Raw genomic sequence first — 12,851 nt, forward strand, 5'->3', positions numbered from 1 at the left:
TTTGCTGCACCGCCCGCACCGCCCGTGTTCGCGGCCCCGCCCGCACCGCCGGCCCCGCCGGCCCCGCCAGTCGAGCCGGCCCCGCCCGCCCCGGCCGCAGAACCGACGAACCTGTGGGCTCCGCCGGCACCGGTCGTTCAGGCCAGCGCAGCTCCGGCGCCCGCTCCGTTCGATGAGCCATCGGCCGCCGTCGGTGCCGCTGGGGCGGCATCCGTCGCAGCAGCACCTGTCGCAGCAGTGCCCGTCGCCGCGGCTGCCGCTGTGATCGCCGCCGTCGTCCCTGCCGTCGTCCCCGCCCCAACGCCCGCGGCCAGTGCCGCCAGCGCACCGGTCGAAGCCGCATTCGTTGCAGACCTTGACGAAGACGACGCTGAGGACGACGACCTTGACGAGACCATGATCGTGGTGCGTCGCATGAAGCCGTGGACCCTCGAAACCGAACACGGTCTCAAGTTCTCGCTCACCAAACCGGTGGTGCTGCTCGGGCGCAACCCCGCGCGCGGCGCCGCACATCCCGACGCGCAGTTGGTGCCGCTGCACGACCCGGGCAAGACCGTGTCGAAGACCCACGCCCGCCTCGACTTCGTTGAGGGAGTCTGGGGTATCAGCGACCTGCAGTCCACCAACGGCGTCGTACTCATCGACGGCGGCGGTATTGAGAACGAGCTCGATGCCGGTGCGAGTGCCGCCCTGACCGATCGGTTCCTGCTGGGGGAGCTCGCCGCGCGCATCTACCTGGAGGCCTGAACTTGACCCACATCGCCGACCAGCGGGCGACCAGTGCCGGGGTGTCGTTGCAGTGCGGTTCACGCAGCGACGTCGGCCGCAAACGCAGTAAGAATGAAGACTCGCTGCTGGCGTCCCAACCGGTGTTCATCGTCGCCGACGGAATGGGCGGCCTCGAAGCGGGCCAGCGCGCGAGCGCCGCGGTGATCGCGGAATTCCAGGGTTGCGTCGGCCGCACCGCCCTGCCGGCCGGCGACGTGGTGGCCGCCGTCGAACGTGCCCACACCATGGTGCGAGCCGTGTCCGATTCAACCGGGCGCGGTGCCGGCAGCACCCTCACCGGCCTGGTGCTGATCGACCACGAGGATGCCCCGCAGTGGCTCATCGTGAACGTCGGCGACTCGCGGGTCTACCGACTGCACGGAGGGGAGTTCCAGCAGCTCACCGTTGACCATTCCCTCGCCCAGGAGCTCATCGACGAAGGCTCACTGCTCAAAGCGGATGTCGCCACCTTCGCCCGCAAGAACGTCATCACCCGTGCAATGGGTGCCGACAACAGCGGCGCCGATTACTGGCTGCGCCCGGTCGTGACCGGCGAACGATTGCTGGTGTGCTCCGATGGGCTCAGCGGCGAGCTCTCCGACGAGGCCATCAAAGCCGGCCTGACCCTCGGCGGCAGCACCCAGCAGACGGCAGACGCGCTACTCGCCGGCGCCCTCGAACACGGCGGCCGCGACAACGTGTCGGTGATCGTGATCGATGTCATCGCCGGCGGGGTCAATTCCTGGCACGGCGTAGCCATCGGCGACGACCATTCCGACACCATCGACACCCGCACCGAAGACACCCGACCAGTACAGCGAGTGGCCCGCAATGCAGCCCGCTGATCCAGCGCAACCCGCCGCGGAGCCCGCCGACGACGACCTCGACGAGGCCACCAGAATTGTGCGTCGGGGCGGGCCGCGTCACGGCGCGGCGCCGGTACCCAGCATCAGCAGCGAGCCCGCCGACCTCGACGACGACACCGTCATCGTGCAGCGCAACGCCGACGAACACACCCGAATCGTGGCACGACAGCCCCGGGGAAGCGGCCCCACCGTGGCGGCAGGCGAAGCCGACACCGACTACGCCGACACCGACCCGGCCGACGAAGCCACCGTGCGTTCATCGCGGGGGAGCACGGCCGCCGACACGCTCCTGAGCAGTCGGCGGGCGGCGGCTCCCGTGCATACTCCCGTTGCCGACGCGCTGCAACGCCGTTATGAGCCTCCGCAGGTGCAGAGCGGCGCGAGTGTGCGCTACGCGGCACGTCCGACACCGGCGATCATCGCACCGAAGGCCCCACTGCCCGTTGCCGACGCGCAACCCGATCCGTCCCGCCTCCGTCTCGCTGACGCCGCTGCCGAGATTCGGGAGCGCGCCGCCGCCGTGAAGCGTCGCCGCCGCAGGTTCACACTGGTCGCGATCATGTCGACCACAGTCCTGGCGGTGCTCGCCGCCGCCGGATACACGGTCCTTACCGTTTTCACCTGGTGATGCCGCATCACCCCGCACTGTGCACCCTTCCGTCAGCACCGAGAAACTAGGAGCTCCACCCTCGTGACAGATTCCACCTCCCCCCTCTTCAGAGAAGCCGCCGACCCGGCCACCCCGCAGGCGCGCCTCGGCGAGATCGCGGCAGCCCACCACGAGCTGCACCCCGTCATCGCGGCGAACCCGGCCTGTTACCCGGCCCTGATTGAGTGGATGCTCCAGCTCGGCACCATCGCGCCCGTCACGCCCGCAGCAATAGCGGCCGTCGCTGTACCGGTCGGCGCTGTACCGGTCCTGCCGACTGAGCCGGCGGCATCCGCTATGCCGAACCCCTTCGGCCAGCCGGCAGCCGCTGCTGCGCCGAGCGGCCAAGCAGCATTCGGCCAGCCAGCGCCGGGCCAGGCAGTACCCGGCCAAGCAGCACGGCGCCCGCGCAAGAAACTGCTGATCTGGGGCTCGATCGGTGTTGTCGTGCTGCTGACCGCCGGCGGAGGCGTGTGGGCCTACGGGGCCATCTTCTCGAAGCTCGGCGGGGCGGCCTCGCCGACGGCAGCGGTCGAGAAACTGCTCGAGGGCACCGCCGATATGGATCTGATCAGTCTGTACGGTTCGTTGTCTCCCGCGGAGATCGAGTCATTCAAGGCGCCGATCGATCAGCTCGGTACCATCGCCATGGACGACGAGAACGGCGACCCGGTGGATATGCCAGAGCTCATCAACACGGTCGTCGACAGCCTGAACATCACGCTGACCGGGCTTGAACTCGAGACCGAAGACATTGAAGAGGGCATCGCGGTGGTCACCATCACCGCGGGCGAAATGACCATGAACGGTGATGCCGAAACGATCACCGACGCCTACCTCGAGGTGGTGGCTCCGCAGCTGCGGCTGCAGCAGGAGTCCTTCGGCTCCGACGACAGCGACACCGATTCGATGATCGCCGACCTGCGCGAGTCTTCGATCGACGAGCTGAACGACCTGCTGCCGTTCACGCAGACGGCCGCCGACCTCGCCGACGAGCTCGGACACGACGCCGCCATCGTCACCGTGCGAGAGGGCGGCTCCTGGTACGTCAGCCCGCTGCTGACCGCGGGCGAGAACATCCTGCAGGGGACATTGTCAGATTCCGCGCGCGGCAGCCTGGTCGCCGCCGACGACGTGGCCTCGTTCGAGACTGCCGACGCTGCAGCCGAGGGCTTCGCCGAGGCCGTGATCGCTTTCGGCGAGAACGGCGACTACGACGACCTCGCCGCCGTGCTGCCCGAGTCGGAACGCCGCTTTCTCAGCCTCTATGGTGACGCGCTCATGCCCACCGAGGGCGGCGGCGACTACGACAACCTGAAGATCACCGACTTCGTGGTGACTCCGCAGGTCGAGGGCAAGACGGTACGTCTGGACATCGACAGCATCGTGATCGAGGGCGACGGCTACGACTGGCCCTATCTCACCGAAGTCAACGGGGTGTGCGTCACCACCGATTCGGGTTATTCCTCCTTCGACGGGTGCCTCGACGACCTTCCCGTGATGAAAGAGCTCGGTGCGGGGAGCTGGCGGGTTCTCGCCGTGCAGGAGCAGAGCGGATGGTTCGTCAGCCCCCTGCGCACCGTCGCCGACATCACCGGAATCACGGTGGAAAAGCTCGTGAAACTCAGCCAGGACGGCGAGCTTGACCGGCTCTACGAGTAACGCAACCAGACTCGCCCGAATCAGTGACACGCAGCCAGAACGACGACAGAGGACCCAGATGACCTTCGACCCGACCCAGCAACCGCCGGCCGCACCGCAGTATGCCGCGCCGGCTGCTCCGCAGTACGCTGCGCCCGCCGCACCCCAGTACACGCCGCCGCCCGCCCGCCCGAACCCGTTCGCCGGCATCCCGGCCTCCGACTGGGCGCGCGATGGCGGTGCGCTGCTGTTGCTGCTGATCTCCCTGGCGCTGCCGTGGATGTTCAGCTCCGAAAACTACAGCATGAGCGAAACGATCGGTGCCACCGGACGCATCGAGGTCGTGCTCATCACGCTGCTGTCACTGTTCTCGCTCAGCCTCACCTACCTGCTGCGCGCCGGCGTCTTCGGTCCTGGCGTCGGGCTCGCCCAAATCTGGTTGATCCGACTGCTCGTCAACGTTCCCTATGCGCTCCTCGTGCTCGGGTTCATGCTCGTCGATGCGTTCTCAACTGATGAACCGACCGGGCTCGGCTATGCGGCCGGCCTCGGCCTGGCCGGTGCGTTCCTCGCCGCCCAGCCCCGCTCAGCAGAACTCGTGGGAATCGTCGGCGAGCACCCGATCATCCGGCTGTGGTACCGCATCGTGATCGGCTACGGTGCGGTGGTAGCGCTGACCGTGCTGGGTGGGATCATCCTGGGAATCGTGGCGACGACATCCGCTGAGGTCAGTGCCGTGGTGCTGCTCACCGCGATCGTGGCCATTCTGGCCGGCGCGGCCGCTGCAGTGCTGCCGATCTACGGAATCGTGCGCGGCAATGCGACCTGGCTCACCATCGCGCGCACACTCGGCGGCGTGGCCGTCGGCGTCATCATCATCGACGCCTTCGCCGACCATTCCCTCTCGGTGGGCGGCGTCGAATCGCTCGGCTGGGGCGGCTATCCGCTCGTTCTGCTCGCCGGACTGCTCGGCCTCGCCAGTTCGCCGGCGCTGCGTCTCGCGATGGCGCCGACCGAACCGATCAGCAAGTGGTTCGGGGTGGCCTCCCTCACCCTCGTGCTCGTCATCGGCACCGCCGGCCTGAGTCTGCTGCTGGTCATCGCGAACCTGATCGGGGCCGGCTCAAATTCCGGCACGACCGGCCTCAACATCGGCGCGGCGATCGTGCTCTCGATCACCATCGTGGTCGCGATCATCGCCCGCACGACCCTGCGGTCGAACCCGGCTGGCAGCCAATGGCTCGTACTGGGCCTCACCGGCCTGATCACCGTGCTCGGCATCGTCTTCGTCGTGCTGCGCAGCAAAACCCTCAGCGACGAGAACCTCTCCGGGCTGTATTCCTGGCTGTTCGAGGGAACGTCGTACAGCTCGTTCTCGCTGATCATCCTCACCACTGCGGCCACGCTGAGCCTGGCCCTCGCCTTCGGACTGCCCGCGCTGATCTTCTACGCGCTGACCGTTCCGGCCGCCGTTCGCGGCTACTTCACCCAGTACGGCCCGGTGCGGGCACAGGCTCCGGCGGCCTACACCGGCTATGCGGCTGCTGCCCCGGCTGTCCCGGCTGTCCCGGTTGTTCCGGCTGCTGTCGCACCGACCGTGCAAGCGGATGCCGCGGCGCCGGTCACGTCTGCGCCGGTCGCTCCGCCAGCGCCGGTCGCTCCGCCAGCTCCGGTCGAAGCGACGGTTGAGCTGCCCGTCGAGGTGCCGGTTGCAGCGCCGGTCGCGCCGCCCAGCGCTGCCAGCCTGGCCGCCGCAGACCCGGCCACCCCGGCCGCTGAGCTCTACGACCTCGCCCAGAAGCACCCAGAGGTCTGGCCGCACCTCGCGGGCAACCCGAGCACCTATCCCGATCTGCTCACCTGGTTGGCGCAGTCGCCCGACCCGCTCGTGCAGCAGGCGTTGCGCGCCCGCGGCCTCTGACCTCGCCCGAAAAACCGCCCAGCGCGCCACCTGCGCGCTGGGCGGTTCGACCGTCACCTCGCGCACACCCAGCACCGGAGCCAGCTCGTGAACCCCACGCTTATCGCCCTGCAGAACCTCGCGGCCGACCCCCGGAGTACCCCGGAACGTCTCGCCGAACTGGCCCAGCAGCATCCGCAACTGCGCACGATCATCGCCGAGAACCCCGCAAGCTACCCCGCGCTGGTGCAGTGGATCGCCGACGTCACGGCGGCTGACCAGGCCGCGGCTGCGTTGATGACGGCTGGAGTCGCGGCTGACGTGACGGAGACCGAGCTGCCGGCGCCCGCGGTCGCGCCCTTCGAGAGCCCGGCGACTGCCACGGAGACGGCCAGCCCGGCTGCCGACACCACGGCACCCGAGTCGCGGCAGCACAAGGCGCGGTGGTGGATGGCCGTGGCGGGGGCATCCGTTCTCGCACTCATGCTCGCGAGTGGTGCCGGCGGAGTCTTCGCCGGCTGGGCCGTGGCCAACCACCTCGTCGTCGCCGAAACGTCGCGCGCGAGTCCAGAGGTCATCACCGTGGCGCTGCCCGAATACGAGCCGGGCGACGTCGCGATCATGCCCGACGTGCGCGGACTCGACACGGCGCGGGCCACCCAGGCCATCGTCGACGCGGGGATCCCCGCCGAACTTATCGAGGTGGCCACCCGCCCGGCCGCCGGCGTGGTCGGCGTCATCGTGCAGCAGACGCCGGTGTTCGGTGCCGAAAACCCCACGAGCGTGACCATTTTGGAATCCACGCCCGCCGTCGTGCCCGTCTTTGCCGACCGGCCAGCCACCGAGATCATCGACGAGCTGCAGGGCATGGGGGCCAGCGTCGCGCAAATCCGCCAATACGTTCCCGGCGCCGTCATCGGCACGGTCACCAGCATCGTTCCGGCACCCGGTTCGCCCCTGCCCGAATCGGTCGCGATCGTGATCGCCGACAGCGCGTCTCGCATCTCGCTCGACGACATCGATCCGAGCACGGGATCGACGAGTTTCGGCAGCACCCAGACCGTCGGCGGCCAGGACTACGACGACGCGGTGACCGTGTCGGCGTCCCCCGACACCGAGACGGTCACCTGGACCTTCGACGGCCACGTCGCCGAGGTGACCGGGTCGCTCGGCCTCGAAGATGACCAGTACGACGACGAGACCATCACCGTGGTCGTGCTCGCCGACGGCGCCGAAATTGCCCGCTATCCGCTGGCCGAGGGGCCTCCGGTGGCCTTCAGCTGGCTCGTCGCCGGCGTGACCACCCTCTCGCTGCAGGTGACGAGCGTCGAATCCGATTACGGGTCCAGGCTTGTGCTGATCACTCCCGAAGTTCTCGGCAGCATCGACGAGCTGGGAAAACTGTAAGTGAGCGCCTCGGGGGCCGCTCCAACGCCGCGTCGTCGCGCGGCACTCATCATGATCGCTGCCGGGCTCGTCGTGACCCTGGCACTCTTGAGTAGTGTCGTCTGGTTTCTCATGGACGGCCGCAACAGCGCCGCCGCCGGCACCCTCGACGGTCTCGACGACGCCGGTTCGGCCGGAAGCTGGCACGCCGTCGAGCCGTTCAGCGTTGGGTCAGACGACCTCGTCGCGGGCGCGGCGACCGCATTCACCATCGACAGAGCGGATGCCTCCCTCCCGACCGACACCACCTCGGTTCTGCTGCAACTTGAGATCGTTCCCGGCGCCGAGGCCGGCGGCATCGTGACGGGGGCGGAGCAGGACAGCTCCACCGTGAGCTTCAGTGCGAACACGCCCGTCACGACGTCACAGCTGGTTCTGCTCGACGCCGACGGCACCGTCACGCTGACCGCTGACCAGACGGTCGCCGTCACCCTGACCCTCTTCGCCTACCTGCAGGCCGCCGAGAAAAACGAACCATCGGTCGGCCCCGGCGGCAGCGCGGCCATCGCACCGCGCCCCGTCATAGACACGAACACCGGCCTCGGCGGCACCCTCGCCGCCCTCGACACCCCCATCACGCTCAGCCCGCAGGGCCTCGGCGCGGTGCCGACCGAGGGAGTCGCGGCCGTCTGGCTGCAGGTGGCCCTGCTCGGCCTCGACGCGCGGCTCAGCCTGCCGACCACGGGCCCCGACAACGCACCGGTCGTTTTGCAGAGCGTCGGAGCCTTCACCAACGCCCTCGTACTCGTTCCGCTCGACGACCGCGGGCTGTTTCAATGGCGTTTCAGCGGCACGGTCGACCAGGTGCGGGCGAGTGTCACCGGCTGGGTGGCCGGCCAGGGCCGCTCGCTCGATGCCGCCACCATCCCCGGTGGCCTGGTGCCCGTCGCCGCCGCCAACCTCAACCCAGCCAACCTCAACCCAGCCAACCTCGACACCGCAGGCCTCACGCCGACCCTGCCGACGGGTGCCGTCGGCGCGGTTGTCGGCTCCGCCCTCTACAGCGTTCAGGTCACCAGCCCCACGCCCGGGACGGTGAGTGCCGATGCCGGCGAGAGCCGAGCCGATGACCGACGCGAGACGACCCTGCCGGTGCGGGGTGCGGCATCCACTCTGGTGATCGCCGGGCCCGGCGGCACCATCAGCCTGCCCGACGGCGCGATCGCCGACTCGCTCACCCTGCTCGGCTACTTTCCGACCGCGGTCGAGCCCGCCGGCTCCGCGCCCGGCGTGAGCATCACCGAACCGGCCGCTGACGGCTCGATCGACCTCGGTGACGCCGGCGGCACCTTCGTCATTCACGGCACGATCACCCAAGCGGATGCCGGCGTGCAACTCGTCGAGGTGCGCCTCGGCAGTCGCTCCATTGGCAGTGCCCGCGTGGACGCGACCGTGAGCCCGCCGTTGTGGAGCATCGAGACTTCTGCGACCCCGGGCGATCACGAGGTGAGCGTCACGGTCACCGACTGGGCCGGACAGACCGGGCAGGCCGCGGTGGCGTTCACGGTCGAGGCACCGGCCGAGAGCGTGGCCATCGCGAACAATCGCACCGTCGTGCTCGACGGGGGGAGCCTCGCCTTGGCGAGCGACGTGACCGCCTCGTCGATTTCCTTCTCTGGGCTGTCGCCGGCCGTCGTCGGCGAATTCATCGTCGCCGGCGTGTCGGAGGCGACCCCCGAGGGCATCATGCGCGAGGTCACGGCGGTCGAACTCGTCGACGGCCTCGTCGTCGTGACGACGCGGCCAGCGGCCTTCGGCGACATCGTGCTGCAGGCTGACGTGCGCGTCGTCGACCAGCAGGTGATACCCGTTGGCTCGGCGCCGACGGCGGCGCCCGCCAGTGATAGGTCCACCGAGCAGACCGGCCCGACTGTTCTTCCGGCTTCGTACGCAAAGACCAACGAAGCCGTTGCAGCGACCGATACCGACCTTGCCGAGTCCAAGCGTGTCGGTGTCGTCGACCTGAGCACCACGGTTTCCGTCACCACGGCACCGGAAGTCTCGGTCGAATACGAGAGCAAGAGCGCCGACCTCAAGCTGAATATCAAGGCCTCGGCCGAGAGCGTCGAGGCGAGTGGGTCGGTCGGTGACGTGAAACTTGCCCAGCCGACGTCGAGCCCGACGCCGAGTCCGACGGCGGTACCGGCTACTCCGACCAAGCCCAAATTCACGAGTGAGGCCGGGGTCACCCTCGGGGTGGCCTTCGAGCTCGTCACCCGGGCGACAATGACCGTCAAGATTGCACCGGTCTGGAAGTGGACCTTTGATGTGGCCACGGTACTCGAACGGTTTGAATCGAGCACGAAACAACAGCAGACGCAGACGATTGAGGTCAGTTCCTACGGCGCCATCGCCGTCACCTACGGGTCGAAAAGAAAGCGCACCAATCTCGGGCAATATCCGTCGCCCATCCACGTGAATGTCGCCGAACTGCCGCATATTTCTTTGGGGCAGCTCGTCGGTGTGATCCCCACGCCGGTACCCATCCCGTGGGTGCTCACCTTCAATCTGGTCACTCAGTTCGATCTGTCGTTGTCGTTGACCGGCACGACCACCTACACGAGCGTCGAACGCATCACCCGGGAGATGGGTGTGCGCCTCGAGAACGGCAAGATTGAAAAGTTCTCCAGTACGACAACAGAGGTGGCTCCCACCGTGTGGACCAGCGAACTCGAGGTCAAACTGGCGGCAAAGCTGGCCCTCAGTATTGATGCCATGGTCTACGACATGGCCGGTATCTATTTCGGGGTAGAAATCGCACCGACCCTCACCGCCGGAAGCACCAGCAAATTTGAGACTGGAAAGCCGGCAACGGTCGTTTTCGCGAGCAAGTTCGTCATTGTCGTCTCCCTCGTGGCCGGCGTGAAACTCGAGGTTTTCAATAAGGAACTGATCAATTGGGAAGCCAAACGGTGGCAGCTTGTCAAGAAGGTCTATTGGGACGTTGACACCGAAGATGAGTCACCCGCCGGCACCGGCGACCCGGTCAACGCCCCCGGCAGCGACCCGGACACCGCCACCGGAACCGGTAACCGGGCCCTTCTCGTGGTGGTCGACCTCTCCGGCTCGATGCTGGGGGAGCGCGTGGAGAAGGCGCAGGACGCCCTCACCCAGCTGGTCATGAGCCAGCCGCTCGGCTCCGAGATGGGAATCTGGACCTACGGCGGCAGCTGCGAGCAGTCGGGCGACTACGCGATCGAGGTCGCCCCGGTCATGGGCACCGGCGACCTGGTCACCGAGATTGCAAGCTTCGAGGCCGGCGGCGGCACACCGACGGCCGAGGCGCTGCTCGCGGCGACCAAACAACTGCAGGACGACGGCAACACCGGCGCCACCGTGGTGCTGGTCTCCGACGGTGAGAGCGGCTGCGACGACCCCTGCGAGGCCGCCGCGCAGATTCGCGCGCAGGGTTTCGACCTGCAGGTGCAAAGCGTGGGCTTCCAGACCTCTGCAGCCGGCGAGACCGAACTCGAGTGCATCGCTGAGAAGACCGACGGCACCTACACCTCGGTTGAGGATGTCGATGCGCTCGCCGACAAGCTCGCCGCCCTCGGACGGGCCAGCATTGACCTCACGGTCGCGGCCGGCGACACGATTCTGGCCAACCAGGCCCAGAATATCGACGTGACGGTGACCAACCCCTCCGGACGCGACGCGGCCGACATCACCGTGGCACTTACCTTTCCGAGTGGCGACCTGGTGCCGCTGGTCAGTCCGTCGCCGCAACTGCTGTTCGGCAACCTGCCACCGGGCGCGAGCAGCACGCAGAGCGTGCAGCTCTACAGCACCGTGCAAGACGCCGTCGGGAGCACCGACTACCGGGTGATCGCCTGGGGCGCCGAGGTCGACGCGGTCATCGTCGAGGGCAGCTACGAGACGCTGCGCGAGCGCACCGAGCCGATCGAGCCGGGTCCCATTCTGGCGGATGCCGCGGCGAGCGACTATCCGGCCGCCCTCGTCGGCGATGGCCTGGCCTCTGGCGATACCGGCTGCGAGGCTGACGACGCGAAGGCCGGCGGATATGCATCCGCTCTCGCCGTCACGACCGAACCCGTCGTGCTCGCCTGCGCGGGCACCTCGGGCAACAACCTGCTCGGGTCTGAGGCGTCGACCGGCGCCGGCAACCAGCTCGAACGCCTCGCCGCCGAGCCAGCCGTGAGCGAGGTCGTGGTCTCGGTCGGCGCCGCCGATGTGGGGCTCGACTCGCTGCTCGAACTGTGCGCCAGCTCCGGCTGCGCGCTCGACGACCCGGCCGTGCGCACCGTGATCGGCAAGGCGCAGGAGCTCGACCTGGGCCCGGTCTATCGAAGCATCTGGGCAACGGTGAATACCGAGCAAGCCCTTGAGGCTCGCGGCGGCGTCCACGCTCCGGTGATCGTGACGGCCTACCCGCAGCTGTTCGCGAACGACCGCGCCCTGGACTGCACCACCGAGTGGGGCCGCTCCGAGGCCCAGGTCGGTCACACGGTCATCGCGTACCTCAACGCAGCCCTCGAGACCGCGGCCCTCCGGGTGGCGGCGGACGGCTACGAGGTGTACTTCGCCGCCGGGCCCGAGGATTCCCTGCACCCCAACCACACCCTGTGCGACGACGACAGCTTCGTCATGACCACTGACGACGGCCAGCTGGTACCGAGCGCCGACGGCCTCGCCGCCGCCGGCGACGCCCTGCTGCTCTGGAGCCAGAACCGGCCGCGCACCGCACCCACGGCATCCGCTCTGGGGAGCGCCGAGAGCTACGCTGTGCCGGCTCCCGGCCTGGTGAAATCCGTCGGTCGCGCGGTCAGCGGGCTTGCCAACCCCACGAAATCGGTCGATCTGGCAGCGACCGGACCGGCCGTGCACGTGGCACCGGGGCAACAGGTGCGCGTCACCGGCGCGGGCTTTCTGCCCGGCTCCCCGGTCGTCGTCTCCCTCTCCGGCGATCCGAGCATTCTCGGCACCACGACAGCGGATGCCGACGGCCGCGCCGACCTCACCGCCATCGTTCCGCAGCACACGGCTCTTGGCACCGCCACGGTCAGCATGAACGGTGCGCAAATGAGCGGCGCGAGCACGAACGACGCCGCGAGCGGCGTTGAACTGGAGCTGGTGCGGGAGTTGCGCATCGGAGCGCTCGTGCCGATCTGGATCGTCGCCACCGTGTTCGGCGGGCTGCTGTTGCTGTTGGCGGCGATCGGGCTGGCCCTGCTCGCTCGCCGTCTGGCCCGAAGCGCCCCGCGGCGGCTCGCCCTGTCGAAACCCGCTGCAGGCCCTCGAACCTAGCCCGCAGAAAATCTCCGACGTCTGAAAGCTCGACTGTTTGAGAATGGGGCAACGGATGATTCTGCTGGTTAACACGGCAGGGCTCAGGTGCGCCAGGGTGGTTCGGGGCTGGGGGTGTTGGCTCGGTGGCTGTGGGCTGGGCGCCAGGTTTGGGTGGGGTCCCAGAGGAGTGGGCCGAGTACTTGGGGCCTTCCGCCGACCATGCGGATTTGCCAGCCGTTGGTGTCGATGGTGTGGTGATGAAACCAGCACAAGAGTGTTCCGTTGTCGACGTTGGTTGGTCCGCCTTGTCCGGCGGGGTGGACGTGGTGGACTT

Annotated in this window: 7 protein-coding genes and 1 pseudogene; 7 read left to right on the top strand and 1 reads right to left on the bottom strand. The window is 68.3% G+C overall.

The genetic code is table 11. The features are described from left to right. The 7 genes from E3O06_RS16205 to E3O06_RS16235 all read left to right on the top strand — a co-directional run. On the top strand, positions 1-747 hold a 747-nt coding region (locus E3O06_RS16205), incomplete at its 5' end, for an FHA domain-containing protein (protein ID WP_134504416.1). 2 nt (positions 748-749) lie between these two features. Then, entirely contained in the window at positions 750-1,613 is an 864-nt protein-coding gene (locus E3O06_RS16210) for a PP2C family protein-serine/threonine phosphatase (protein WP_241980319.1), read from the top strand. Beyond that, entirely contained in the window at positions 1,600-2,262 is a 663-nt protein-coding gene (locus E3O06_RS16215) for a hypothetical protein (RefSeq protein ID WP_134504417.1), read from the top strand. The genes E3O06_RS16210 and E3O06_RS16215 overlap by 14 nt, the downstream gene beginning before the upstream one ends. Before the next feature lie 63 nt (positions 2,263-2,325). After that, the gene (locus tag E3O06_RS16220; RefSeq protein WP_134504418.1) at positions 2,326-3,945 is read left to right on the top strand and encodes a variant leucine-rich repeat-containing protein; all 1,620 of its coding nucleotides are present in this window, start codon (positions 2,326-2,328) and stop codon (positions 3,943-3,945) included. Between the two features lie 58 nt (positions 3,946-4,003). Beyond that, entirely contained in the window at positions 4,004-5,845 is a 1,842-nt protein-coding gene (locus E3O06_RS16225; RefSeq protein WP_134504419.1) for a DUF7937 domain-containing protein, read from the top strand. A gap of 87 nt (positions 5,846-5,932) precedes the next feature. After that, positions 5,933-7,231 carry a variant leucine-rich repeat-containing protein gene (locus tag E3O06_RS16230; RefSeq protein WP_134504421.1) on the top strand — a complete coding sequence of 433 codons (1,299 nt, stop codon included), beginning with the start codon at positions 5,933-5,935 and terminating at the stop codon, positions 7,229-7,231. Beyond that, positions 7,232-12,535, top strand: coding sequence for a VWA domain-containing protein (locus E3O06_RS16235; RefSeq protein WP_134504423.1), 5,304 nt, complete (start codon positions 7,232-7,234; stop codon positions 12,533-12,535). A gap of 83 nt (positions 12,536-12,618) precedes the next feature. Here the strand turns inward: E3O06_RS16235 and E3O06_RS17815 are convergent. Continuing rightward, a pseudogene (locus tag E3O06_RS17815) lies at positions 12,619-12,851 on the bottom strand (HNH endonuclease signature motif containing protein); the annotation flags it as partial.

The organism is Cryobacterium glaciale (assembly GCF_004402535.1).
Taxonomy (GTDB): Bacteria; Actinomycetota; Actinomycetes; order Actinomycetales; family Microbacteriaceae; genus Cryobacterium; species Cryobacterium glaciale.